This window comes from Lederbergia ruris, assembly GCF_018332955.1.
Taxonomy (GTDB): domain Bacteria; phylum Bacillota; class Bacilli; order Bacillales; family Bacillaceae_C; genus Lederbergia; species Lederbergia ruris.
Map to the genome: position 1 here is coordinate 15,352 of NZ_BORB01000038.1, position 24,898 is coordinate 40,249.

A 24,898-nucleotide genomic window follows, 5' to 3' on the forward strand; every position below is an offset into this window, starting at 1 on the left:
ACAAAAAAGAGCAGATCCATGATAGAACTGCTCCTTCTGTTAAGTTTATAGACGTTTTTCCAATTCTTTCTTTTTCTCTTCAAATCCAGGTTTTCCAAGCAAAGCGAACATATTTACTTTGTAGGCTTCTACTCCTGGTTGGTCGAAAGGATTTACTCCAAGGAGATATCCGCTAATGGCACAAGCTTTTTCAAAGAAATAAGCAAGATAACCGAACGTATAAGCGTCCATCTCTGGAATTTCGACAACGAGGTTTGGTACACCGCCATCTGTATGGGCAAGCAACGTCCCTTCAAATGCTTTATCATTCACAAAATCAATCGTTTTTCCTTCTAGATAATTCAAACCGTCCAGATCGTTTTCTTCCCCTTCAATCACAAGTTCATGACGAGCATTTTTCACCTTAATGACGGTTTCGAAAAGATCGCGACGGCCTTCTTGTACATATTGTCCAAGCGAGTGGAGATCCGTTGAAAAATTAGCGGAAGAAGGGTAGATGCCTTTTTGATCTTTTCCTTCACTTTCGCCGAATAATTGCTTCCACCATTCCGCGAAATATTGGAGACCAGGCTCATAATTGATCAACATTTCAATCGTTTTTCCTTTATTGTATAGGACATTGCGGATGGCCGCATATTGATAAGCCGCATTTTCCTTTAGATCAGGGGAACTGAATGCCTCGCGCGCATCAGCCGCTCCCTTCATCATCGCTTCAATATCCACTCCACTAACCGCGATTGGCAATAAGCCGACAGCCGTTAGAACAGAATAACGTCCACCTACATCATCAGGAATCACAAAAGTTTCATAGCCTTCTTCATTCGCTAATGTTTTCAGTGCCCCTTTTTCACGATCGGTTGTCGCAAAAATCCGCTTTTTCGCTTCTTCTGCCCCATATTTATTCTCTAATAATTTGCGGAAAATCCGGAACGCAATCGCAGGCTCTGTCGTTGTACCAGATTTAGAAATGACATTCACAGAAAAATCTTTTCCGTCCAATAAATCCATTACATCACGCATATATGTAGAGCTAATATTATTTCCTACAAATAATACTTGTGGTGTTTCTCTTTTTTCTTTTGGCAGTTCATTGTAAAAACTGTGGTTGAGCATTTCAATTGCAGCACGTGCCCCAAGATAAGATCCACCAATCCCAATTACGAGCAAAACATCACTATCTTGTTTAATTTTTGCTGCTGCTTTTTGAATCCGTGAGAATTCTTCGTGATCATACTCAACAGGCAAATCAATCCATCCTAGAAAATCACTACCTGCACCTGTTTTATCCTGTAATTGTGTATGAGCTGTTTCGACTGCTGCTTGCAAATAATCCACTTCATGTTGTCCAAAAAACGAAAGAGCCTTGGAATAGTCAAAACGAATATGTCCCATGCCTAAATCCTCCCTATAGATACATTATTCCTTAACTTTAGCTGAATAAAGGCTAAGTTTCAAGTAAATAGATACAAAACGGCTAGTTGATTATTTGTATGTGGTAATGAATTTTTTGATTTCCCTATTTTTCATGCGCCAAGAAGCTCTCATTGGCAATGAAATTCCGGATTTCTCTTTTTTCATCATCATGAAGGAGGCGGATCGTGCCCGAAATCAGGGTGAAGTCACCAAAAAGGGCACGATTGGGGAAGAATTGTGACCGAATTCAAGGTAAGATCAACAAAAGGGGATCGATCGGAGGGGAATTGTGACCGAATTCAAGGTAAGATCACCCAAGGGGGATCGATCGGAGGGGAATCGTGACCATAATCAAGACTAGATCAACAAAAGGGGATCGATCGAAGGTGAATCGTGACCATAATCAAGGCTAGATCACCAAAGGGGGCACGATTGGAGGTGAATCGTGACCATATCAAGGCTAGATCACCAAAAGGGGATCGATCGGAGGTGAATTGCGACCGAATTCAAGGTAAGATCACCCAAGGGAGCTCGATCGGAGGCCTACTGTGCCCGAAATTAAGGCAAAGTCAAAAAAACCAAACCCGGTGAGAGTTTGCTCTCTCTTCCATGGTTTGGTTTTTTTATTTATTACAGTTTGTGCGTTGCTAAACAGTCGCCTCCGCTTTTCTTTGTCCAGCTGCAGACGGCAGGGGCTCGAGGTCAAATAACCTGGAACCTTGGAAGGGAAAACCGCCTTCCTAGGTTCCAGAACATTTGCTTGTCGCCCCTAAGCGCCGTCTTCCGCTTTTCTTTGTCCAGCTGCGGCTCCTAGCTGCTAGCAAACTTTCGGTGCCTTCCTACGATAAGTCAACATCGGCTCATTCTTCGCCGTGTTTCCTTTATCTCGTCAGGCCCCTAGAAAGTTTGTACGCAGCTAAACAGGCGCCTCCGCTTTTCGTGTTACACCCAGCCTCTGAATCTTGAGGCTTCGGCTGTGTTTCGCAGGCCGACCATATAGGCGGCCAAACGCATGTTGATTTTTCGCGTTTCCGCTGTGTGGTAGACATTTTCAAAGGCTTCTACAAGTTTTGTTCTCAGTTTTTCATTGACTTCTTCTTCTGTCCAGTAATACCCTTGATTGTTTTGTACCCATTCGAAATAAGAAACGGTGACACCACCTGCACTTGCCAATACATCAGGTACAAGCAAAACACCTTTATCCGTTAAAATGCGGGTTGCTTCCTCTGTTGTCGGTCCGTTCGCCGCTTCAACGACGATCGATGCTTTAATATTTGGCGCATTTTCTGCTGTGATTTGGTTAGCTACAGCAGCCGGCACAATAATATCGCAGTCCAATTCAAATAGTTCTTTATTGGAAATTGTATTTTCAAATAAGGTCGTGACGGTTCCGAAACTATCACGGCGATCAAGTAAATAATCGATATCTAGCCCATCTGGGTCATGCAGTGCTCCATACGCATCGGAAATTCCCACAATTTTCGCTCCTGCGTCATAAAGGAATTTTGAGAGGAAACTGCCTGCATTTCCAAAACCTTGAATGACGATTCGCGCATCTTGTATTTTTAAGCCCCGTTTTTTGGCTGCCTCTTCAATACAAATCGTCACGCCTTGTGCGGTTGCCTTTTCTCTTCCCTGTGAGCCTCCTAGCACAATCGGCTTACCTGTAATAAAACCAGGAGAATCATTTTCACGTAAATGACTATATTCATCCATCATCCAAGCCATAATTTGTGAGTTTGTAAAAACATCTGGCGCTGGAATATCTTTTGTCGGTCCGACAATTTGACTGATCGCCCGAACATATCCCCGACTAAGTCGTTCAATTTCATTCATTGACATTGTTCGCGGGTCACACACAATTCCGCCTTTCCCGCCCCCATATGGAAGATCGACAATCCCACATTTGATTGTCATCCACATGGACATTGCTTTTACTTCCTCTTCATCAACATCTGGGTGAAAACGTACGCCCCCTTTGGTGGGACCTACAGAATCATTATGTTGGGCACGAAACCCTGTAAAGACCTGAACTGAACCATCATCCATACGAACCGGAATTCTCACAGTCATCATTCTCATCGGTTCTTTTAACAGTTCATACATTTCCTCGCCAAAGCCAAGTTTGTGGAGACCATCTTTGATAACCTCTTGAGTTGATGTAAATAAGTTAAGATTTTCCACCATCGTTTTATTTCGCCTCTTTATTCATTTAATCATATTTATCTTACATTCAAACACGATTGACGTATCATTTCCACCATTATGATTACCTAAAGGATACTTTCTTTTTCTAAAAACCAAAATTGAATTTTTCTTAGGGGCATTTCTCATTTTTACATAAAAGATGGAATAGGTCCAAGCGAACGTTTCCAATACTTCTTCGCTTTTTTTTAAATAGCGTTATAGGTGGATATTCAAGAAAATCCTCTATCGTTTACAGAAATATCTCTTCTCATCGTTTCAATAAGAACTATATTTAACCCCTCTCTGTCACGTTAGCCTTTATTTTATTTCGTTATTCCATCCTATTTGTACGCAACTACCCCTCCCAATTCACTCATAATTCCATGCATCTTCATATTACCATATTATCCTTGCATTGGAATAGGTCTTTTCAATAGAAGAAGGCGCTTTTTCACCATCCGAAAAAGAGGATGCCCCGTCAACCAGACATCCTCCGTCTTTCACTTATTTTTTTAGTAAATCTTTGTTATCAGATTGCTTAATCCATTCTTGTAGTTTATCTTTTAATGTATTGAAACCTTCGCCACTTGTTTCAGTAGTTGAAGCATTTGCCGGCTTACTTGGCTTCGTGGATTTTTGTTTGGCTGGTGGCTCCTCTGTTGCTTTAATAGAGAGGCTAATCTTACCACTTTCTGCGTTTACTTCAAGAACTTTCACATTCACTTCGTCTCCAACAGATAGAAATTCGTGAATATCCTTTACAAAGCCATGTTTAATTTCTGAAATATGGACAAGCCCTTGTGTTTGGTCATCTAAAGCCACAAAAGCTCCATAAGGTTGAATACCCGTTACTTTTCCTGTCAATACTGTGCCTGGTTCATATTTTGTTGTCATGGAAACACTCCCAATTATTATATAATATCTTCTATTTTACGCAATATAACATTTTAACACAGAATTCTAGCTAAATCAAAACAAAGCCTTTTCCATTCACTTCTTTTCCCGATCTTTCATTTTTCAAACCTACGATTTAAAATTTTGGTAAGGATACACTAAAAAATGAGGTGAGAGGATGACTGCAACATTTTCGAAACATTCCGTCCACATAAATAACATTGATCTCTACTACGAATGCTATCATCATAAGCATAAACAAGAGCTTCCTACCATTTTATTTATTCATGGATTTCTATCTTCTACTTTTAGTTTTCGAAAATTAGCTCCACTGCTTGCGAATGATTTTCATGTTTTGACTGTCGACTTTCCTCCCTTTGGGAAAAGCGGGAGATCATCTTCTTTTCATTATTCTTATGAAAATATCGCCCATACTCTCTGGCTTTTATTAGATCAGTTGCCTTATTCATCTTTAGCCGGGGTTGGCCACTCCATGGGCGGTCAATTGCTATTCAATATGATGCATCAAAGACCTGATCATATCCAAAAAGGGGTGTTTCTTTGTAGTTCCGGCTATTTACCTCGAATCAAACCACCCTACACCTATTTATCCTACTTCCCTTTCTTTGAAAAAGTAATCAAACATAAACTCGGGAAAACAGGGGTGTTAGGGAATTTACATCATGTTGTCTATGACCAAAATATGATTGATGAAGAGATGATTCGTGGCTATTCCGAACCTTTTGGGGATGACAAAATGTTTCGGGCTTTTAAAAGGATGATCCGTCATTGGGAAGGCGATCTCCCCTCTGAAATTTTGCAAACCATTCAGGCCCCTTGCCTTTTTATTTGGGGAGAAAACGATCGAGTCGTCCCGATTCAGACAGGAAAGCGCCTTGCTCAAGATGTGCCCCACTCTCAATTTATTTCCTTGCCCCAAACAGGACATTTACTCCCAGAGGAAAAACCTTGGGAAGTTTATCGTTATATAAGAGATTTTATCTTTTCAAGTGAACATCCTCTTTAAAAATAAATGAAATATCGCTAGAATAGAGAAGACTTAGTGTGCTGAGGAGGAAAAAGCAATGTACAAGCTAAACGAGAAAGTCGACCGAATCAATACCTCCTCCCTAAAATGGGATGGAATGAAACTGGCCTTCGGAAAAAACGAACTTCTGCCAATGTGGGTAGCGGATATGGATTTTAGCCCCCCTACCTCTGTAATTGAGAAGTTGAAAGAGAGAATGGATCACGGGGTATTTGGCTACACGATTGCCAATGAAAATACAGCTCAAGCCATTGTTGATTGGACAAACAACCGACATGGATGGGAGATTCGCCCTGAATGGATTTTATATAGTCCTGGTGTTGTCCCTTCAATCGGAATGGCAATTCAGGCTTTTACCGAAGTAGGCGATAAAGTCTTATTGCAATCACCCGTTTATACACCATTTTTCAACATGATTGAGAATAATATGAGAGAAGTGGTTAATTCACCTTTACAATTAGTCAATGGGCGTTATGAAATTGATTTTGCTGATTTTGAAGAAAAATTAAAATCCGGCGTAAAACTGTTTTTATTATGCAGTCCTCACAATCCGGGTGGACGTGTTTGGAAAAAAGAAGAATTAGTGAAAATAGCTGAACTTTGTAAAAAATATGATGTGTTAATCGCGGCAGATGAAATTCATGCGGATATTATTTTTGAACCACATCACCATTTTCCACTTGCATCCCTTGATCCAGCTTATCAAGATTTTGTTGTGACCTTTATGGCGCCAAGCAAGACGTTCAATCTCGCTGGTTTGCAGGCTTCCTTTATTGTGGCACCAAATGAAGAAATGCGCAAAAAGCTAACGATCATTCAGCAAACATTGAATCTCACCAGCCTAAATACATTTGGCATGATCGCGATGGAAGCTGCTTATCGGGATGGGGAAGAATGGTTAAATGAATGTATCGCTTATATCGAAGGAAATATAAACATGATTGACGAAGAGATTTCGCGATCCCTTCCAGAACTTGACGTGATGAGACCAGAAGGAAGCTATCTCGTATGGATTGATTGTCGCAAAACCGGGCTAAATGATCAACAATTACGAGAGAGCCTTCTAGAAAAAGCAAAATTAGCCGTAAACTTTGGTGCTTCCTACGGAAAAGGCGGCGAAGGCTTCATTCGCTTGAATCCAGCCTGCCACCGTTCAATTGTAGAAGAAGGATTGGAAAGATTAAAAATAGCGTTTGGATCTTAAGTATAAGGAAAACCGGGCAAACCCATGCCCGGTTTTTTAGTTTAACTCGTACCGATATAAATTCCAGTTAATTTTCAAAATTATTCAACCTGTCAACCTACTAATTGTCGCTTTTATGGTACAATAGCCCTACGGAAATACTGTACAGTCCTGATAAAGCAAAATAGTTATGTGATATATGAAAGGGAATAGGAGCAGATAAGAATGGAAAGGCTAAATCCTCTTAATGATGTAGCTTTTAAAACAATATTTACCGATTTAGATCTTTTAAATTAGAAATCCATTTTATTGAAACAGTAAAATTTACGGATTTCATAAATCACCTGGACTTCCATAACCCTCTACACCGCTGGTTGACCTTTTTAAAGAGTGATGACAAATCCCTTTTAGAGGAGGTAATTTCAATGGATAAAAACATTGCCGAAGCAGAAGAAAGGCTAAGCGCACTGAACCTAAGTAAAGAGCTCAGGGAAGCATATGATGCAAGGGAAAGAGAGCTGCACGATGAAGTAACCCGTATGCGGGGAGCCAAAGAAGAGGGTAAAAAAGAAATCATTGAAGCTATGAGAAAAAATGGCTTTACAGATGAAGACATCAAAAAGATAACCGGGGTAGACCCCCGAGAATTACATTAAAACACGAAAGAGATATGAGGCACATCTCTTTCGTGTTGACCACAGCCCCTATGTTTAGGGCCCGGACTTATTTTTCTTTGAATTGAACCGGTTTTTTATTCTTTGTGATTTCCCCACATGCAATCCGGTCTCCGGAATCTCCAGCTGGTTGTGTCATGCCGTCATCTGCATCTGCATGAATCACAATCGAAGTACCTTCTTTTGTATAAAGAGAACTCTTCCCCTCTTTAAACGTAATCCCTTTTGCCACAAAATCAACCTTTACATTGCCGTTCTCCTTCACAATCAAATTAGGGAGATCCCCTGCATGTGAACCTTTTGGATGAAGGAGACCATGTTCTTTATCATCTGGATTAAAATGATCACCGGCAGACAGAAAATCCGGCGGTTCACATTTCCATTTATCATGAATATGCATCGCATGTTCACCAGGAGGAAGCCCTTTTAAGTCGACCTTCACTTTTATACCATCCGCTTTTTCCTCCATGTTAATTTTCCCAAGGGAATCACCATCTGGATTGATTACATCCACCTCTACCCTCTTAGGAGGTGGATTCACACAAGCTGTAAGCAATAAACAAAAAATAAACGGAAGAAATTTTTTCACAAACACCCCTCCAAAAAAGAGTTCATTGTTCGTCATTATTGCCATGGTAAAAATGAAATATCCTTTTCGGAGAGAAGTTTCTTTTCTCTAATTTGAAAAAGTAGGCGACTAAAAAAACGGCACCACCAAATCGCTAGATGGGCCTAACGTTTGGGGTGCCGTTCATTTTAGGAATGTTGATTTTTCTGTTCTTCCTTCAACCGCTCTTCTAATTCTTTCGCTTTTGCCTCTTGTTTTTTAGAAATCTTTTTGAAAAAGAAAACAACTAAGCCTGCTACAATGATCACAAGGGCTAATTGAATAAAAGCAGGAATATATTCTGTTTTATCCTCTGGAAAATACATTGGGATAATATTTAATACAAATAAGTGAAAGATTGATAACAAAGGAAACATCCTTTCTGGTAAGTATGACCCTATTATATCAAAGCAGGTGAACAAGAACCAATGATCATCTTCGACAAATATGTGAAAACCGCCATAATGGTATGGCGGCATTCTAATTATTCCTTGATCATATCAATACTTTCAATCACAATATCTTCCACTGGCTTGTCACCAGGCTGTGTTTCAACATGAGCAATTTTGTCCACAACATCCATTCCATCAACCACTTGGCCGAAGACCGTATGGCGATGGTCTAGATGAGGAGTTCCGCCTTTCTCCATATAAGCATCGATGATTTCCTCTGGAAAGCCTGCTTTTTCTAATTGTGGTTTAAAACCTGGATCTAATTGATTGTTTTGGACAATGAAAAATTGGCTTCCATTTGTATTAGGGCCAGCATTCGCCATCGAAAGCGCTCCGCGAAGATTAAACAAATCCATTGTAAATTCATCTTCAAAAGCGCCCCCATAAATACTTTCTCCACCCATTCCAGTACCTGTAGGGTCGCCCCCTTGGATCATGAAATCAGGAATCACGCGGTGAAAAATAATGCCATTATAATACCCCTCTTTAGCATGGGTCACAAAGTTTTCAACGGTCTTCGGTGCTTGCTTTGGAAAAAGCTTTATTTGGATAGAGCCTACATTCGTATTCAGTTGTACTAATTTTTCATCCTCTGCTACTTCAGTCGATAATTGTGGAAAAACTTGTTGATCGGTCATTTTGACATCTCCTTTTTATTCGTAACGACAACGGCCACGATTCGAAAAAATATGTACTTTTTCATTTCCTTCAAGAAGTTACTTTACAGGATTCCTCGGGAAATCGCAACAAGTGCGCTAGTTGATCGAAATTCAATCACTTTAGAATGGAAGATTCATTCATACATCTATCTTTATTACACATCATTTAATTGATTAAGTTGGAAGCCATTTATATGATATAGACGCGATCCTTAATAGTTAATCGCGTCCGCAAGTAATATGTAATTCTCGTTCAGGGGAGGCTCAACTTGGCCATCCTGCCCCCATCCACTGTATAGACCTGCCCTGTGATAAACTCAGCCTCATCGGCTGCGAGAAAGGCCACAAGCGCTGCCACTTCTTCAGGGGAGCCCGTGCGCGCCACAGGATGTATACGCCCGATGTCACTTCGGAACGCCTCTGCATCAGGTGTGTTTTCGATGAAATCAAGGTTCAGATCCGTGTCAATCCAGCCAGGTGCTACCGCATTGCAGCGGATGCCTTCATGGCCATGGTCCACCGCCACCGAACGGGTCAGCCCATGAAGTCCGGCCTTGGTAGCACTGTATGCAGCATGTCTGGGATTGGCGGCCAACCCCTCAATCGAACCGGTATTAACGATATTGCCTCGCGTTTTACGCAGGTAAGGCAGTGCAGCACGGATCATTAGGAAGGGGCCTGTTAGGTTTACGTTGAGGTTGCGCTGCCAATCTTCAAGGTTCATTTCTTCGATCGCAGCTTCCTGCATCATGCCTGCGTTGTTGATCAACACATCGAGCCGTCCCGTGCGGGCGATGACCTCTGCAACAATTCTCTCTGGTGAATGTGGATCGGAGAAATCTGCTGCAAGCCAGTCAAATTCATCGTCCTTCTCGCGCTGTGCAGTGATTACGATTGCTCCTTCGTCACGCAGCCGACGAGCGATCGCCCGGCCAATCCCTGAACGTCCACCTGTCACCAGTGCCACCTTGTTTTCAAAACGATTTATTTGTTTTGTCATTTTAATGCGCCTCCTTATTCTTCTCAGTAGTTTACAGGAATTAGAACCAGCACATTTAAGCAAAAAATCTGAAAATATGCTAAGTCATTTATGTTGCGTCTTTTTTAAAATAAGAATAGATACAGTTGTTGAAACCAAGAAAGGAAATAGAAATGTAAAGGAATTCAGGTCAATACCTCCCTACTTCTCTAAATCCATAATTTAGCCCGATAGTAAAATTAATAACTAAATATTAAAATAATTCTTTACACATATTTAATACGTTTTTAAGATCGTGGTTATGTAATTCTCCCAAATGACGCTTCAATTCAGAACCGTGAATAGAAGTGATTTTGGAAGTGCGTACAACTGACGGTTTTAATAATCCGGCTTCTTCCCAATACTCCAAGATAATGTCAAATTGATTTCTTGGTTTCTGGCTGGTAACTGGTGCAATAATGACATCTACATCCAACGCTAACTCGTTTCCAACTATAACAACAGGGCGCTGTTTAGTTTTACGGGGTTCTTTAAATAGAACATCTGCCAACCAAACTTCACCCTGTTTCTTTTTACTGCTCATTGTATATGTCATCCTCCTCGTTGTCCCACCAGGAGTAGTTTTCGCCCAATAAAATAACGTCCTCAGCCATATATTTTTCTTTAATTTTATCAAGTACCTTTTTTCGTTCTTGTTCACTTAACATATCAATTTCTTTCATAATTTTCTCGGGAATAGACATGTAAGCCACCTCCATTGAACTATACTTTTATTATACCTTATTTTCTCAGCAACATAAATGTTCAAATAAAAGTAGGAGTATCCATTTTGTTTTTGTCATGGTAAATAATATTCATTTTTAACATGGTAAAACCACTTTCCAGGTTATAATTTACAGAAATCACATTTCCTTTTTAATTTAATACAAAATTCCATAATCAAGGGAACATGAACAAAGACTCTTCCAAAAGTTCACCTCTCTTTCTTTTCCCCCCAAGATCTCCCATAATAGAGTAAAGAAGTCATTAGAAAGGAGATTGACTATGAATCCTGGTGATATTATCGTAACCAATAAAAAAACTGGAAAGTACATCGGAGAAATTACGGCTGTACAGGGGGATATGTTAACGGTCCGAATTTTAGCGGTACTGAATCATCCTCGCCAAGGGGATCTACATAATCCTATGCAAGCAGATGTCCCTTTTTTCCATGAACGAAAGGCTTTGGCGTATCGTGAACAAACAAATATACAAACCCGCATTGCCAAGCCTTATGAAGGAGACATTCCCGATTATAAGGATTCTTTAAAAGAAGCTTATTCTAGATTAAAAGAAAAGTTGGAAGCTGAACCAGAGGAGCCCTATAACCAACTTGCTTTAAAGGCTTTAGAAAGCATTGCAAAAGAATATACGTTGATGTACTCCATCACATTTGATTAATGCCTATAACGGGCATTTTTCTTTTTTAAAATCAATGCATGATAAAGAAGATAAGCAGGGTGGATTGAATTATTTTGTCATTGTACTATAATATTATTTAGAGTGTCGAAATAAATATCATCAAGAAGGTGTTATTATTAGTATTGCAAAGCGTAATTTGCTGATCATGTGGGTTTGTAACTTTTTAGTTGCAGCAAGTATGACCATGGTCGTTCCCTTCATCTCTTTATACATCGAAACATTCGGAGATTTTAGTAGCGAATATGTTCAAACATGGTCTGGTTTAGTTTTTGGCGTAACATTTATAAGTGCCTTTCTTTTTTCTCCACTCTGGGGGAAAATTGGTGATAAATACGGATTTAAGCCGATTCTCCTCCTGACAGGATATGGAATTGCTTTATCCGTTTTTATTATGGGCATTGTCAGCAATGTAATGGGACTCTTTTTTCTACGCATGTTTATGGGAGTGGTGACAGGCTTTATCCCAACATCCATTGCATTAATTTCGAAGCAGACGCCCAAAAATGAAGCTGGTAAAACACTTGGGACATTGCAAATGGGAAATGTTTCAGGTAGTCTTTTTGGTCCTTTGCTTGGAGGTTTAATGGCGGATACCTTTGGTTTTCAATATACTTTTATCCTTACTTCAATCGGTGTCGCAATCGCTTCGACTGTCGTTCTCTTTGGAATACACGAGATTAAGCAAACAGAGGAAGAAAGGAAGAACATCAAGCCTCATACGAGTAAAGATGTGATTAAACTGATTTTCAGCCGCAAATTGCTGATTATGGTGATGCTAGTTGCGTTGCTCATCCAAATCGGTAATTTCAGCATTCAACCTCTTTTAGCCTTGTATGTGAGCGATCTGACCAAGGCAACGAGTGTCGCCTTTCTTTCCGGTATGGCCTTTTCAGCTACAGGTTTTGGCAACCTGCTCCTCACTCGCCAATGGGGAAAACTAGGAGATTCCATCGGGTTTGAGAAAGTTTTACTTATTCTCCTCGTGCTTGCGTCAATTTTAATTGTTCCCCAAGCATTTGTGTCTGAACTTTGGCAGCTCGTACTCTTAAGATTTCTATATGGAATGGCTGTTGGCGGTATGCTCCCTTGCATTACGGCTTATATTCGCCTTGAAGCACCGCTGGATATGCAGGGAGAAGTACTCGGGTATAATCAAAGCTTTCGATTTTTAGGCAATGTGATCGGACCTGCCTTAGGGGGATTTGTCGCAGGATTCGGAGGAATTTCAAGTGTCTTTTATGTTACAGGCAGTTTATTCCTTGTTGGGTTTATCCTGTTATTTGTGAGCCTAAAACATGACCAGCAAAAACATTTAAGTGAGAGTTTTTAAGACTTCTAGGATTCCTGGAAGTCTTTTTTGTTATGTAAAAATGATTCCCATCTGGGTGGAAATTTTAAAATAATATGATCCCTGAAATGCTTTAATGCCATTTCAGAGATCAATGTAATCGTCTTACTAGCCGGTGATAAGAATCACAACGAAATACGCTGCCATCGCAATCAACCCAACAGGGAAGGCAAATTTTGCATATTGTAAACTCGTAATTTTTAACTTTCCTGCGGCGATGATATTCGGAATATTTCCCGGAATAAGCATTCCCCCACTAATAAGGAGACCAAGCAATATGGCCTTAATGGTTGGTTCACTCATGGCTGGACTTATTTCAGCCGCTGCTAGAGTAGCATTGTCCAGTACAGCGGAAATCATATTAATCCAGTATAAAGCAAGTGGACTTAAATCAAGCAGAAACTTTTCAATGAAAGGTTGGAAACCCGCTCCCAAAAACGTCAAGGCCATAACGAAAATATAAATTTTTAAACTACGAACAATAATTTCCAGATAGGACTCTTGTTCAGATAGGGACTCATCATTTGTTTGTTTTTCATTATGAGTCTGGTTCGCATTTTTGGCTGATTTTCCCTTAGGCTTGATCATCAATGCGGCCAGGACCCCGAAAACAATCACTCCAGGAATCACATAGACCCCAACTAATTTCAATAAATAAAGAAAGCTTTCATTCAGACTTCCCACAACAATCGTTGACAAGGGTTCCCCAATGGGCGTCAATACAGCCCCCATCCCAATCGCATAACATGCAAGGATCACAAGCCTAATTTCCGATTTTCGGTCGAGCTTGAGTACACTAATCACCGATACCAGAATAACAGCAGCAACGATGGCGGTAATCAGACTGGAAAGGAGACCAAGGACAATCACAAGCAAAGCAATAAACAAACGATATGGGATCGCGTTACTCATCCCGAGGATTCCTTTTTCAATCGGGGTTTTAAACCAGCGGAACAGCAGTCCTGCAACAAGTACGGCGATCGTGATGTTAATTGGATGGAGCAACGCTTCCTTAATCAGCTCCCAATCCATTACTTGGCTGACTAATACAGATAGGACTCCCATAATAAACAAGAATACTTCCAGATTGCGTTCTACAAACTTCGTAAAAGGAAGCAAGAGAACTAATAACAAGATGATCGTTAATCCAATGATCACACATATTTCTCCCTTCTTTTAAAAAATGAACATAATAGGAACATTTACAATCTATTTATAAAACGGATTTTTCGCAGAATTCCAAGCCCCTTTCTAGATAAAAATAAAAAAACAAAAAAGGAGTCCGTCAACCAAAGGGCATAAGTTCCCCTTGGTGACAGACTCCTCCTAAAAAAATACATAGTATTCAAATTTCATAATAGGCCTATTGGGACATAGTTTAACATATTAGGAAGGGCTTGGCAAAGGCTTTTTTTAAATTGGTGTGATCGATAACCTTTTATTTTTTCGGCATAATCGCGATCGTACATCTTGAAACACAGATGAGTTTTTCCTCCTCATCCCTAATTTTCACATCCCAAACCATTGTACTTTTCCCGTGATGAAGAATTTCCGCAGTGGCTATGACTTGTCCACTTTGCTTGGCGCGAATATGATTGGCGTTAATTTCTAATCCAAAACAAATTTCTTTTTCCAGATCAATTAGGCGAGCGGCCCCGAAACTCGCGACCGTTTCGGCTAAAGCAACAGAAGCCCCTCCATGCAAATAACCAAAAGGTTGAATCGTTCGCCCATCTACCGGCATAGTCGCCACTACTCTCCCCTGCCCAGTTTCAAGAAACTTAATCCCTAAGTTTTCAACCAATGTTTGTTTTTCCATCCTGCATCACCTCTCCATTTATTGTACTTTTTTTCCGCAAAATAAAAACCCCCAAAGCTTGGGGGGAGATTCATCTATAATCTAAAGTTTATTTAATACCCATAAGGACCAACGCCACCATATGGTCCATACCCCGGAACACCACCGTACGGAACACCAGGCCCATATCCATATGGAACAGGGTAAGGCGGTGGATAATATGGACGCGGGCGCAGAAAAGCACTAGCAAGGCCGCCACCTAGCAAGCCCCCTACAAATCCCCCAACAAGCGGGGCACCGAAGAAAAAGCGTTGATCTGGATAAGGTCCCACGTTTCGATAATAATTCCTCATATTTCGCTACCTCCTTTGTCTATTTCGAACTTCTCCATTTTGTCTAGGTCAAACACCTATTTAAAATAGAGCGGAGACACGTAGACTCCTTATATTCTTTGTATGCGACAAAGGCGGAGATGGCCTGGGCAACACCCTATTTCTATAAAATCATCGCAGCGAACCAGCCAAATATGATAAGCGGAATATTATAATGCAAAAAAGTAGGTACACAGGAATCCCAAATATGATTGTGTTGTAAATCGGCATTTAATCCCGCTGTTGGCCCTAATGTACTGTCAGACGCAGGTGAACCGGCATCTCCCAAAGCCGCTGCAGTTCCGACAATACAAATCGTCGCCATTGGGCTAAACCCAAGTTCTAGCGACAGTGGCACAAAAATCGACGCAATAATCGGGATCGTTGAAAACGAAGAACCAATCCCCATTGTCACAAGCAAACCCACCACAAGCATCAGCAATGCGCCAATCGATTTATGATCGCCAATAAGATTGGCCGCATTATGAACAAGACTTTCGACATCCCCTGTTTGCTCCAATACTTCCGCAAACCCAGACGCCGCAATCATCGTAAAACCAATGAAAGCCATCATCTGCATTCCTTTTGTAAATAAAGCATCTGACTTGCTCCAAGAAATGGATCGACTCAAGTACAGAACTGTAATACCCGAAATAGCACCAAAAACCATTGAACCTGTGACGATCTGGACAATCATCGTCACGAAAATCGCCACAAAAGAAAAAATAACGCCCCAAGTTTGATATTTTTCTTTTTCATCCTCTTTTGAGATTGCAGAGGATTGGTATTGGCGGGGTTTTCGATATGAAATAAAAACGGCAAAAAGCAGTCCAAAAACCATCCCAATTACCGGAATAAGCATAGGCATGGCGATATCGGCTATTTGAATCTTTAAACCATTTTTCGAGATATTATCGACCAGTATTTGCTGGAACAATTGGCCAAATCCAACTGGTAGTAATATATATGGGGCCGTCAGTCCAAATGTGAGCACACAAGCAATTAACCGACGATCCAATTGCAATTCATTCATAATATGAAGCAACGGCGGTATGAGTAACGGAATAAAGGCAATATGAATGGGGATCACATTTTGTGAGAAACAGGCGATAACGAAGATCACAAAGACAATTAACGTTTTCGACAAAGCCTTTCTTCTCGAATCACCTTCTTTTCCCACCACTTTCAATACTTTTTCCACAAGCCATTTCGGCAACCCGGCATGAGAAATCGCAACAGCAAATCCGCCTAATAGAGCATAGCTAAGAGCAATATCCGCTCCTCCGCCTACTCCGGCAGAGAAGGCCCCCACAGTCGCATTCACACCTAAACCTCCGACAATCCCTCCGGTAAAAGCACCCATGATCAGCGCAAAAACCACATTGACCCGACATAAACTTAAAACTAACATCACGACGACCGCAATAACAACAGCATTCATAAAACAACCTTCTTTATCCCTTTTTCTTTAGTTTACTAAATTGGTAGAGTGATAAACACAAAATCAAGCTTACTCTTCCTTAGTGATTTTGTCAATGGAAAAAGCAGGTTGCTCCATTCAAAAAAGTCGTAAGATAGAAGTGACATTTTTGACACTTGTTCTTACGACTTTTCTTATAATTGGGGAGATTTCTTTTCTCTACTCGTGATTTTCCACAAGTAAGGCAAGGGTACGAACCATAACGCCTGTAGCACCTGCAGGCCCTAGAGAATGGGCTTTATTCGTAGTGGCGGTCCCGGCAATATCAAGGTGGACCCATGGCGTGCCTTCTGCAAATTCGCCAATAAAGGCGCCTCCCATAATGGCATGCCCTTCCCTCCCAGGTGAATTATTTAAGTCCGCAATCGTACTGGAGCGCACGCGTTTTTTATCTTGTTCTGTATAAGGCAGACGCCAAATGAATTCCCCTGATTCTTGGGAGGCCACTAACACTTCTTCGAAAAACTCTTCATGATTCGTCAAAGCGCCTGTTTTATCTAAGCCTAAAGCAACAATGACGCCCCCCGTTAAAGTGGCTACATCAATAAGATAATTGGCTCCATGTTGTTTAGCGTAAGTCATGGCATCAGCTAGAACCAATCTTCCCTCCGCATCTGTGTTCAGTACTTCAATGGTTTTTCCACTCATAGAAGTAATCACATCATCGGGCTTCATGGCATTGCCACTAATCATATTATCTGTCGCTGGAATAACGGCCACAACATTTTGTTTTGGACGAAGTTTCCCAATCACTTCCATTGCTCCTAAAACAGCCGCCGCTCCTCCCATATCCGTTTTCATCCCGACAATGCCCGTTTTAGGTTTTAATGAATATCCTCCTGTATCAAAGGTGACGCCTTTGCCAACGAGGCCAATCACGTCTTCCCATGCTTGCTTGCCCTGATATTTCAACACAATCATATAAGGAGGCTCAACCGACCCCTGGTTCACAGCAAGAAGACCTCCCATCCCGAGCTTCTCAATTTCCTCCTTCTCTAATATTTCTACTTCTAATTCCACTTCTGTGGCTAGATTCCTTGCATAAGTAGCTAAATCAGCCGCTGTTAATAAATTTCCTGGTGTGTTGACAAGCGTTCGCGCGGAATTGGTCGCTTCTCCATAAATCTGTCCAACGTTTAAATAGGATTCTATGTCTTCAGATGAATCCTCTGTGTATACATCAATGGCCTCCACTTCGACATCAGGTTCATTGGATTTCTGTTTATACCCACTAAATACATAGGTCGATAGGGAGTAAGCCTCACCAAAAGCTAGAGCCGCTTCAGCCACACTGATTTTCGGGCTTGTAAAGGAATCCAGGTCAACGGCAAAAGAGCGAATTCGTAAATCTTGAATTTTTTTACTGGCTCGACCCATCGCTGTTTTAATGTCTTCGCCTGCCTTTTCCCTCCCCAAACCAACAAATAAAAGTCGCTTAATCCCAATTTTTCCAAATGTATGTATGAAAGAAACAACTTCATGTTTTGCCGATATGTCACCAGATTTTACTAGCTTTGTTAATTGTCCATTTAATGCCTCATCAAGCGTCTTAAGCTTTCCTGCAAATTTTTCGGGCTGATCCCAAAGCCCCATCACCAAACATTCCTGTTGACTTACAAATGGATCTTCATGTTTCACTGTAATCATTTTCATACCTCCCTTTAGATTTTATTATACCGAAGAGGGGGATGGAGTTGAATTAGAAGGTCTTGATTTCGGGGACGGTCATGCACTCTGCCGTACCCCCTTTTTCTCTCTTCACCTGATTTTGGGGACGGCCGCACACTCCGCCGTACCCCTTTTTCTCTCTTCACCTGATTTTGGGGACGGCCGCACACTCCGCCGTACCCCTTTTTCTCTCTTCACCTGATTTTGGGGACGGCCACACACTCCGCCGTACCCCTTTTTCTCGTTTCACCTGATTTTGGGGACGGCCACACACTCCGCCGTACCCCTTTTTCTCTCTTCACCTGATTTCGGGGACGGCCACACACTCCGCCGTACCCCTTTTTCTCGTTTCACCTGATTTTGGGGACGGCCACACACTCCGCCGTACCCCTTTTTCTCGTTTCACCTGATTTTGGGGACGGCCACACACTCCGCCGTACCCCTTTTTCTCTCTTCACCTGATTTTGGGGACGGCCAGACGCTTCGCCGTACCCCTTTTTCTCGTTTCACCTGATTTTGGGGACGGCCACACACTCCGCCGTACCCCTTTTTCTCTCTTCACCTGATTTTGGGGACGGCCACACACTCCGCCGTACCCCTTTTTCTCTCTTCACCTGATTTTGGGGACGGCCAGACGCTTCGCCCTCACGATTTTCCACTCTTCCTGCTATTAGCGTTACGGCCAAGCGCCTCTTCCCTGCAAAATAAATCTCAATCCCTGCCCCCACCCCCAGTATTTATGATTCTTTCTTAGAATATTTTATGGTATGATAAATTGAAACCGTCTACTTGTGTTCAATTTGGAAAGGATGTCATGGATGAGTCTCCTTCATAATTATCCGCTTTGGATTGCGATTTCTGCGATCTTTTTTGCGCAGTTTGTAAAAGTTCCATTGCAATTTATTATGACAAGAAAAGTGAATTGGAAATTAATTACTTCTACAGGGGGAATGCCTAGTTCGCATTCCGCAGGAGTAACGGCTTTAACAACGAGTGTGGGAATTGATTCTGGCTTTGATTCTACCTTGTTTGCTATTTCAGCTGTTTTTGCGACAATCGTTATGTATGATGCGACCGGCGTTCGCAGACAGGCCGGAGAACAAGCAGCTGTGATTAATCGATTACGGATTGATTTCCAAAAAATGATTTCTGATATACATGTTTGGCAAGGTAGAACAGCCAAACAAAAGCAGGAAGAATTTCAACATTTAAAAGAATTACTAGGACATAAACCAGTGGAAGTATTCTTTGGTGGATTAACCGGGGTCCTATGGGCAATCGTGATTTATAATCTGTTTGAGTTATTATAATCTGAACGGTGGCTCGGAATAAACCAATGGCTAACTATGTAAAAGTTGTGGTTATAAGCTGTGTACCTATTCGCTAAAACTGTTTACACGAAAAAGGATCTGCCTCACCCAGCAAGGGGGGTAAGACAGATCCTTTTTCATTTATTTTTTTTTCAAGAAATTTTGCCGGAATACTTGAATGGATTCTTCTTCATTCAAGGATTTTAAGGTTTCTTCCGTCAAGTTCCCATCGCCTTCTTCAATAATAAACACATCTACTGTTTGCTTTCCCCATTCATTGTAAACATCTTCAACCGTATGATAATACAAATCAATTCGATTCCCTTTTATTTTCGATCCTGTATCAGCTACAACCCCATATCCATATCCGGGAATGAAAAGAATAGTACCAAGAGGAAAGACGTCAGGATCTGCCGCAATGGTGGAATAGACATCTCTTGTCACTTGAACACCAGAGTACGTAATGCCATAAGAAGGATGACCTGGCTCTTTCCCTGTAGATTCTACACCAGCCGTATAACCGGTTGCGACCACTTCTTTACTCGGATATTTCGACCAATCTTGCTTATCGAGATCCTCTAACTGCTGCAAATCTCTGAGAATATTTCCATGATATGTATCTGGCTCCTCTGTCTTCTCTTCCATTTCCTTCATCGTGTTCACCGTATGGCCTGAATGTTCTCCTGGAGTAGGCGTTTTCCACATCATCATCGCCAATGATTTCATCTGTAAACCAGTTAAAAATTCAATCGTTGTGACAAGGGCAAGTGAAAATAAAAGCACCATGCAAGCTCTTTTAATCAATAATTTCATATTTATTTCATTACACTCCTCTCAAACTATAGCATTTCCCAGTTTGAGAGGAATTAATCACCAAATCAGCAAAAATCACTTAGATCCTTTTCAAAAGCTAAGCCTGCTTTTGACACAAATCTGGTTGATAGGGTAGTAAAATCGACATTTTTGTTCCCTTCCCAATAGTGGATTCAACGTCTATATCTCCACCATGCAAGTCTACAATAGCCTTCGCAATACTCATCCCCAACCCATGTCCATCTTCCTTTTCATTTGTATTCGTACCGCGATAATAACGGTCAAACAAATTCTGAATGAAAGCTTCATCCATGCCTTGACCATCATCCTCCACTTGGATACGAACCATTTCTTGATCCAGTAAAATTTTAATCACAACATTCGTATGAGGGGGATTATGTTTGATCGCATTATAAATAAGATTGTCCAACACCCTTGTAAACCATTTGGGATCCAGGTCCATGTAAAGTGCTTGGTCTGTTCCGAAAAACCGAATAGAAAAGTCGGTGAGTGTGCGATCTTCTTTAAATTTACTGACGATTTTTCGTATATATCGATTGATTTCCAATGTTTGCTTTTCCAAGGTGATCGCACTATTCTTTAATTGAAAAACTAATGAAAAATCATTAACAAGCTGAAGCATATAATCGCCTTTGTTGCGAATCACTTTTCCAATCTCTTCCAGCTCTTGCGCAGAAAATTCATATTTATTGCTTTCAAGCATATGTCCATAACCCTGAATCGTCGATAACGGAGTACGCAGGTCGTGCGAAATTCCCGCCATCCATTCCTCTCTGGATTGTTCTAACCTTGTCCTTTCTACCTCCGCCTTGTTTAATTTCTCAGCCATCCGATAAAAGGATTGAAAAACTTCTTGATATAGACGATATCGATACTTTGTTTTTCCTTTTTTCTTGAACAATCGTTTCTTCTCTTTTTCTGTCAAAACTTCATCATATCGCTGATTCTCCATCCGCTCCAACCAATTGACAAATAAGATTAAGGGGCGCCCATAACGGTAGCCATTCCAAACAGAAAAGAGAATCGCTACAAGCAAACTAACTAAAATCGAGACGATTAAAATTTGCATATCATGGTCAGAAAATAACCAAACCGGCTTCTGGGCCTCTCTACCAGGTACATGCAGCACCCATGACACTTCAGTAGCTGGATCATTATACACTTTTACTTGTGTTGAATGCTTCCCAGGTTCATAGATGCGACCAATTAACTCCAAGGGACTGGCCTTGTTCTCCTGTCCCTCGCCAATCGACTGCACTAACTCCCCATGATCAAAAATTTGCAAGTAACTATCCATTTCCTCTAATTGAGCTTCTAAAGCAGGGAGAGCTTTTTCTTCCACCTTGCCTTCGTGGCTATAGGTAGTAAACCACTCCCCCAGCATTTCCTTATCATTATGCTGAAAGCCAAAGACATAGTAATATTTCCCATAAAGCCATGAATCATAATAAGTTCGTACCGGATAATCATCAATTTCCCATGTTTCCTCAATAAAAAGTAATTGATTAATCGTATAAGACGTTGGTAAAGATGCTGGCGCGTGATCAGAGAAAATGACTCGCCCATCTTTATTAATAATTTGCATCCACATATCGTTTTCCGCTAGCAATTTTGACCATTTATGATCTAGTGTGACTTTGTCATGTTCAATCATCGCAACGGTCGGAATCGCCTCTACTAAACCATCAGCTGTATTCGTATTTAATTCATCTCTCGTTATTAAGTTGGCGACTAAAATAAGCAAAAAGATAAACAACAAAAAGACGGAAATGAGCAAAACGATAAATTGAATCGAAAAATGAAAAGCAATTCTCCTTTGTAGCTTCATGCTGAAACTTCCTTCACAAGCTTATAGCCAAGCCCGCGAACAGTGAGTAGAAAGATGGGATTCCCAGGATCTGGTTCAATTCTTTCTCGTATCCTCCGAATATGAACCATTACTGTATTATCATCTGCCATATGTTCGTACCCCCAAACGGCCGTAAATAGTTGCTCCTTCGATAAAACACGGTTCGGATGCTTACAAAAATAAAGCAATAACAAAAACACTTGTGCCGGACAGGGTACTACTTTTCCTTCCACCCATAGTTCTCCTGTTTCTTCATCCAAGACAAAATGACCAAAATCATGGCGTTTTTTATGATGACGAATGGGCGGAGTATGCGCATCAAGCTTCCTTCTTAGTTGCGCCTTAATACGGGCCACAATTTCAAGTGGGTTAAATGGCTTCGTTACATAATCATCTCCACCTCTATCAAACCCTGTTAAAACATCAAAATCGGTTACCTTTGCGGTTAAAAATAAAATATACGCGTCTGAATACTCACGAATTTTCTCGCATAGTTCAAAACCATTAGCATCAGGAAGCATGACATCTAAGACAATAAAGTCGATCGCTTCTTTGCGAACCCACTCCATTGCTGCCTTCCCTGTTTCCGCTTTATATATATGGGTAAACCCTTCTTTTTTTAACACCATTTCCACCATTTGCATAATTGCCACTTCATCATCTACTAATAAAATCGAACTATTTTTCATACGCCTCACTCCTCTTTCCCATCGTAGCATAAGAACCTTTCTAACAGTTAAACAAGATGGCAAGAAAATTAAGGGAATCGTAAGGTTCAGGTTCCTTTCTATTTAACTCCAGCTCATACGATAAGAATAAGATTAATATCGAAGGAGATTTATAAATGAAAAATAAAAAGATGAGAGTTCAAGCTATTGATGGGATTCGTGGATTTAGCCTGTTAGGCATATTATTAGCGAATCTGTTGATTTTTCAGTACGGCATTTGGGGAAAAGATGAAATGGAATTCTTTACACTCTCCCCCGTTGATTCCTTTATGGATGATTTTCTCCGCATTTTTGTCGAAGAAAGTTTCATGCCGATTTTTACCTTTCTATTCGGCTACTCGATGATCATGTTGAAAGAGAGTTTAGAGGAAAAAGGGCTGAAAGTGAAAAGGTATTTTGTGCGGAGATCTATATTTTTACTTGTAGTGGGTGGCTTGCATGCAACTTTTTTATGGGAAGGGGATATTTTAACTTTTTATGGAATTATGGGGTTTTTCCTTTTACTATTTCTCAAACGCAAGCCAACAACCATGCTAGTTTGGGGAATCTTGCTTTCTTCCTTATTGGTCATCCTTTCCGGGATCGGTGTCTTTGTGGATGACGGGGAGACAGAACTTGTTTCCCCCGAAAAATTAGCCACTTACATTGAAAAGACCAATGATATTTACGGAACCGGTACCTATCAGGAAATCAAACACCACCGCAATAATGAAGATCCCTTAGGAGAGGAAGCCTATCTCTTTCTGTTTGCGGCCCTATTTTCACCGATTTTTACGGCACCGATGTTTTTATTCGGCATGTATGCCGCGAAACGCAAACTTTTTTTCCAGCCATTAAAGGAAAAGAAGCTTTACCAATATGCCGCAGCGATTTTGATTCCTGTTGGGCTCGGCTTAAAAACCATCTATCAACTTTTCCCAGAAACAAGCTGGGCTGAATTAGCGATTACCATTGGCGGACCGTTGCTTGCAGTTGGATATATTTTTGGTATGGCACTTTTATACTGCCAAAATTGGTCAAAGGAGCTCCGCAAGCTATTTGAAAGTGTTGGTAAATTATCGATGACCAACTACATCCTGCAAACCATCGTCTGCACAACAATTTTCTATGGGTATGGGTTAGGGCAATTTGCTAAAATGGGTGTCGGCTTCAGCATTCTTCTCGGACTCGCGATCTTTGGCTTACAGATGTGTATAAGTCGCTATTATTTAACCCATTTCCGTTTTGGCCCACTAGAAAAAATCAATAGAATGTGGACTTATTTTTCCTTCACAGCAAGACCAAAGAAGAAAAAGGGAAAGAAAGGAAAAGCATGTTTGAAATCATATCGGAAAGATGCTATATGAGGGTATTTTCATGGTATACGAGAGTATTTTCATGCTATACAAGAGTATTTCACATCTCATGAAAGAAATTCGCCCTTATATGTTAAAAGGTCCCAATAAAAGGGACCTTTCCTGTACAGTTTCATTAAAACATTCGATATCCTTTCGCCCTTAACGTTCGCATGGTGAGGCCAGAAAGAATGGCTCCAACAAGACCAGCACCTAGAATCGTAATATCAGCTGGTGCCAAATTTGCCAAATTCTTTCCTAATTGTGAGAACGCTGTTTTACTATTTGTAAAATATTGACTAAGTGGCAACGTATTTATAATCAATAATGCAATCACTGGATAAACGATAGCCATCACCCAAGTCATACGTAACAACATATTTAGGATAAAACCAATCCCAAAAAACAACACAAAAAATAGTAACATTGAAATAATTAATACCGGCAAACTCATGGATGGCACAGATATTTCCCCCTTATTTTCACTATCTCTCAGTTTACTGAATCTAGTAAAACGCGTCAATTGGAATTTCCTTTAAATTAAAATCCCCTTTAATATCTTAAAAATTTGGTCACATATTGTGGAAATTATTTTTGTGAGGCGGGCGTCAAACGGGGGCC

Annotated in this window: 26 protein-coding genes; 8 read left to right on the forward strand and 18 right to left on the reverse strand. The window is 40.8% G+C overall.

Translation table 11 applies throughout. The features are described 5' to 3' along the window. Positions 1–45 precede the first annotated feature (45 nt). A complete protein-coding gene (locus KI363_RS17420; protein WP_158322476.1) occupies positions 46–1,392 on the reverse strand; it encodes a glucose-6-phosphate isomerase in 1,347 nt (448 codons plus the stop codon). A 106-nt stretch (positions 1,393–1,498) separates the two neighbouring features. On the opposite strand from KI363_RS17420, the gene KI363_RS17425 reads away from it, so the two are divergent. Beyond that, on the forward strand, positions 1,499–1,654 hold the full coding sequence (locus KI363_RS17425; protein WP_212967119.1) for a hypothetical protein: 156 nt from the start codon (positions 1,499–1,501) through the stop codon (positions 1,652–1,654). A 701-nt stretch (positions 1,655–2,355) separates the two neighbouring features. On the opposite strand, the gene KI363_RS17430 is transcribed toward KI363_RS17425, so the two are convergent. Both KI363_RS17430 and yugI read right to left on the reverse strand, forming a co-directional pair. Beyond that, positions 2,356–3,600, reverse strand: a complete 1,245-nt coding sequence (locus KI363_RS17430; protein ID WP_212967120.1) for a Glu/Leu/Phe/Val family dehydrogenase — start codon at positions 3,598–3,600, stop codon at positions 2,356–2,358. A gap of 504 nt (positions 3,601–4,104) precedes the next feature. Continuing rightward, positions 4,105–4,494: a S1 domain-containing post-transcriptional regulator GSP13 gene (gene yugI, locus KI363_RS17435; RefSeq protein WP_158322474.1), complete on the reverse strand. Its 390-nt coding sequence runs from the start codon at positions 4,492–4,494 to the stop codon at positions 4,105–4,107. 178 nt (positions 4,495–4,672) lie between these two features. Here yugI and KI363_RS17440 point away from each other — a divergent pair, with 178 nt between their 5' ends. The 3 genes from KI363_RS17440 to KI363_RS17450 all read left to right on the forward strand — a co-directional run bounded on the left by KI363_RS17440 (position 4,673) and on the right by KI363_RS17450 (position 7,381). After that, positions 4,673–5,521: an alpha/beta fold hydrolase gene (locus KI363_RS17440; RefSeq protein ID WP_158322473.1), complete on the forward strand. Its 849-nt coding sequence runs from the start codon at positions 4,673–4,675 to the stop codon at positions 5,519–5,521. Positions 5,522–5,579: 58 nt separating this feature from the next. After that, complete coding sequence (locus KI363_RS17445) at positions 5,580–6,746, forward strand: MalY/PatB family protein (RefSeq protein WP_158322472.1); 1,167 nt, start codon at positions 5,580–5,582, stop codon at positions 6,744–6,746. A 278-nt stretch (positions 6,747–7,024) separates the two neighbouring features. Continuing rightward, entirely contained in the window at positions 7,025–7,381 is a 357-nt protein-coding gene (locus tag KI363_RS17450; protein WP_281414141.1) for a PD-(D/E)XK nuclease family transposase, read from the forward strand. Between the two features lie 67 nt (positions 7,382–7,448). Here KI363_RS17450 and KI363_RS17455 read toward each other — a convergent pair whose 3' ends face one another. From KI363_RS17455 to KI363_RS17480, 6 genes are all read right to left on the reverse strand, one after another. Continuing rightward, the gene (locus tag KI363_RS17455; RefSeq protein ID WP_158322470.1) at positions 7,449–7,988 is read right to left on the reverse strand and encodes a superoxide dismutase family protein; all 540 of its coding nucleotides are present in this window, start codon (positions 7,986–7,988) and stop codon (positions 7,449–7,451) included. Positions 7,989–8,155: 167 nt separating this feature from the next. After that, positions 8,156–8,374: a hypothetical protein gene (locus tag KI363_RS17460; protein ID WP_306345187.1), complete on the reverse strand. Its 219-nt coding sequence runs from the start codon at positions 8,372–8,374 to the stop codon at positions 8,156–8,158. 116 nt (positions 8,375–8,490) lie between these two features. Continuing rightward, positions 8,491–9,096, reverse strand: coding sequence for a peptidylprolyl isomerase (locus KI363_RS17465; protein WP_158322469.1), 606 nt, complete (start codon positions 9,094–9,096; stop codon positions 8,491–8,493). Between the two features lie 274 nt (positions 9,097–9,370). Further along, positions 9,371–10,117, reverse strand: a complete 747-nt coding sequence (locus KI363_RS17470; protein ID WP_212967121.1) for an SDR family NAD(P)-dependent oxidoreductase — start codon at positions 10,115–10,117, stop codon at positions 9,371–9,373. A gap of 232 nt (positions 10,118–10,349) precedes the next feature. Then, a complete protein-coding gene (locus KI363_RS17475) occupies positions 10,350–10,679 on the reverse strand; it encodes a type II toxin-antitoxin system PemK/MazF family toxin (RefSeq protein ID WP_158322468.1) in 330 nt (109 codons plus the stop codon). Then, on the reverse strand, positions 10,669–10,839 hold the full coding sequence (locus KI363_RS17480) for a hypothetical protein (RefSeq protein WP_191967481.1): 171 nt from the start codon (positions 10,837–10,839) through the stop codon (positions 10,669–10,671). The genes KI363_RS17475 and KI363_RS17480 overlap by 11 nt, the downstream gene beginning before the upstream one ends. A gap of 301 nt (positions 10,840–11,140) precedes the next feature. Here KI363_RS17480 and kapB point away from each other — a divergent pair, with 301 nt between their 5' ends. Next, positions 11,141–11,536 (forward strand): kinase-associated lipoprotein KapB, encoded by a 396-nt coding sequence (gene kapB / locus KI363_RS17485; RefSeq protein WP_212967122.1) that lies wholly within the window; start codon positions 11,141–11,143, stop codon positions 11,534–11,536. Between the two features lie 136 nt (positions 11,537–11,672). Next, complete coding sequence (locus KI363_RS17490) at positions 11,673–12,887, forward strand: MFS transporter (protein ID WP_158322466.1); 1,215 nt, start codon at positions 11,673–11,675, stop codon at positions 12,885–12,887. 126 nt (positions 12,888–13,013) lie between these two features. Here the strand turns inward: KI363_RS17490 and KI363_RS17495 are convergent, their stop codons facing one another. The 5 genes from KI363_RS17495 to KI363_RS17515 form a co-directional block, all read right to left on the reverse strand. Beyond that, positions 13,014–14,063 carry a DUF1646 family protein gene (locus KI363_RS17495; RefSeq protein WP_212967123.1) on the reverse strand — a complete coding sequence of 350 codons (1,050 nt, stop codon included), beginning with the start codon at positions 14,061–14,063 and terminating at the stop codon, positions 13,014–13,016. Between the two features lie 280 nt (positions 14,064–14,343). Further along, the gene (locus KI363_RS17500) at positions 14,344–14,724 is read right to left on the reverse strand and encodes a PaaI family thioesterase (RefSeq protein WP_212967124.1); all 381 of its coding nucleotides are present in this window, start codon (positions 14,722–14,724) and stop codon (positions 14,344–14,346) included. 92 nt (positions 14,725–14,816) lie between these two features. Continuing rightward, positions 14,817–15,056, reverse strand: coding sequence for a hypothetical protein (locus tag KI363_RS17505; protein WP_158322463.1), 240 nt, complete (start codon positions 15,054–15,056; stop codon positions 14,817–14,819). A 142-nt stretch (positions 15,057–15,198) separates the two neighbouring features. Then, entirely contained in the window at positions 15,199–16,515 is a 1,317-nt protein-coding gene (locus KI363_RS17510; RefSeq protein ID WP_158322462.1) for a Na+/H+ antiporter family protein, read from the reverse strand. A gap of 198 nt (positions 16,516–16,713) precedes the next feature. Further along, on the reverse strand, positions 16,714–18,201 hold the full coding sequence (locus KI363_RS17515; protein ID WP_158322461.1) for a leucyl aminopeptidase: 1,488 nt from the start codon (positions 18,199–18,201) through the stop codon (positions 16,714–16,716). An 839-nt stretch (positions 18,202–19,040) separates the two neighbouring features. Between KI363_RS17515 and KI363_RS17520 the strand changes: the two genes are divergently transcribed. Then, the gene (locus tag KI363_RS17520; RefSeq protein WP_158322460.1) at positions 19,041–19,532 is read left to right on the forward strand and encodes a divergent PAP2 family protein; all 492 of its coding nucleotides are present in this window, start codon (positions 19,041–19,043) and stop codon (positions 19,530–19,532) included. Positions 19,533–19,673: 141 nt separating this feature from the next. On the opposite strand, the gene spsC is transcribed toward KI363_RS17520, so the two are convergent. From spsC to KI363_RS17535, 3 genes are all read right to left on the reverse strand, one after another. After that, entirely contained in the window at positions 19,674–20,345 is a 672-nt protein-coding gene (gene spsC, locus KI363_RS17525) for a stationary phase survival protein SpsC (protein ID WP_246516928.1), read from the reverse strand. A gap of 97 nt (positions 20,346–20,442) precedes the next feature. After that, positions 20,443–22,194: a sensor histidine kinase gene (locus KI363_RS17530; RefSeq protein WP_212967125.1), complete on the reverse strand. Its 1,752-nt coding sequence runs from the start codon at positions 22,192–22,194 to the stop codon at positions 20,443–20,445. Then, a complete protein-coding gene (locus KI363_RS17535) occupies positions 22,191–22,904 on the reverse strand; it encodes a response regulator transcription factor (RefSeq protein WP_212967126.1) in 714 nt (237 codons plus the stop codon). Before KI363_RS17535 ends, KI363_RS17530 begins: the two co-directional genes overlap by 4 nt. A gap of 155 nt (positions 22,905–23,059) precedes the next feature. On the opposite strand from KI363_RS17535, the gene KI363_RS17540 reads away from it, so the two are divergent. After that, positions 23,060–24,289, forward strand: a complete 1,230-nt coding sequence (locus KI363_RS17540) for a DUF418 domain-containing protein (RefSeq protein WP_212967127.1) — start codon at positions 23,060–23,062, stop codon at positions 24,287–24,289. Between the two features lie 124 nt (positions 24,290–24,413). Here the strand turns inward: KI363_RS17540 and KI363_RS17545 are convergent, their stop codons facing one another. Beyond that, positions 24,414–24,731 (reverse strand): YuiB family protein, encoded by a 318-nt coding sequence (locus tag KI363_RS17545; RefSeq protein ID WP_158322494.1) that lies wholly within the window; start codon positions 24,729–24,731, stop codon positions 24,414–24,416. Between the last annotated feature and the right edge of the window lie 167 nt (positions 24,732–24,898).

Coding starts and splice junctions, on each gene's coding strand:
- kapB (WP_212967122.1), top strand. CDS start 11,141: ATGAATCCTGGTGATATTATCGTAACCAATAAAAAAACTGGAAAGTAC.
- KI363_RS17475 (WP_158322468.1), bottom strand. CDS start 10,679: ATGAGCAGTAAAAAGAAACAGGGTGAAGTTTGGTTGGCAGATGTTCTA.
- KI363_RS17420 (WP_158322476.1), bottom strand. CDS start 1,392: ATGGGACATATTCGTTTTGACTATTCCAAGGCTCTTTCGTTTTTTGGA.
- KI363_RS17510 (WP_158322462.1), bottom strand. CDS start 16,515: ATGAATGCTGTTGTTATTGCGGTCGTCGTGATGTTAGTTTTAAGTTTA.
- KI363_RS17530 (WP_212967125.1), bottom strand. CDS start 22,194: ATGAAGCTACAAAGGAGAATTGCTTTTCATTTTTCGATTCAATTTATC.
- yugI (WP_158322474.1), bottom strand. CDS start 4,494: ATGACAACAAAATATGAACCAGGCACAGTATTGACAGGAAAAGTAACG.
- KI363_RS17535 (WP_212967126.1), bottom strand. CDS start 22,904: ATGAAAAATAGTTCGATTTTATTAGTAGATGATGAAGTGGCAATTATG.
- KI363_RS17480 (WP_191967481.1), bottom strand. CDS start 10,839: ATGTCTATTCCCGAGAAAATTATGAAAGAAATTGATATGTTAAGTGAA.
- KI363_RS17515 (WP_158322461.1), bottom strand. CDS start 18,201: ATGATTACAGTGAAACATGAAGATCCATTTGTAAGTCAACAGGAATGT.
- KI363_RS17430 (WP_212967120.1), bottom strand. CDS start 3,600: ATGGTGGAAAATCTTAACTTATTTACATCAACTCAAGAGGTTATCAAA.
- KI363_RS17445 (WP_158322472.1), top strand. CDS start 5,580: ATGTACAAGCTAAACGAGAAAGTCGACCGAATCAATACCTCCTCCCTA.
- KI363_RS17545 (WP_158322494.1), bottom strand. CDS start 24,731: ATGAGTTTGCCGGTATTAATTATTTCAATGTTACTATTTTTTGTGTTG.
- KI363_RS17500 (WP_212967124.1), bottom strand. CDS start 14,724: ATGGAAAAACAAACATTGGTTGAAAACTTAGGGATTAAGTTTCTTGAA.
- KI363_RS17440 (WP_158322473.1), top strand. CDS start 4,673: ATGACTGCAACATTTTCGAAACATTCCGTCCACATAAATAACATTGAT.
- KI363_RS17465 (WP_158322469.1), bottom strand. CDS start 9,096: ATGACCGATCAACAAGTTTTTCCACAATTATCGACTGAAGTAGCAGAG.
- spsC (WP_246516928.1), bottom strand. CDS start 20,345: ATGAAATTATTGATTAAAAGAGCTTGCATGGTGCTTTTATTTTCACTT.
- KI363_RS17505 (WP_158322463.1), bottom strand. CDS start 15,056: ATGAGGAATTATTATCGAAACGTGGGACCTTATCCAGATCAACGCTTT.
- KI363_RS17425 (WP_212967119.1), top strand. CDS start 1,499: ATGAATTTTTTGATTTCCCTATTTTTCATGCGCCAAGAAGCTCTCATT.
- KI363_RS17540 (WP_212967127.1), top strand. CDS start 23,060: ATGAAAAATAAAAAGATGAGAGTTCAAGCTATTGATGGGATTCGTGGA.
- KI363_RS17470 (WP_212967121.1), bottom strand. CDS start 10,117: ATGACAAAACAAATAAATCGTTTTGAAAACAAGGTGGCACTGGTGACA.
- KI363_RS17520 (WP_158322460.1), top strand. CDS start 19,041: ATGAGTCTCCTTCATAATTATCCGCTTTGGATTGCGATTTCTGCGATC.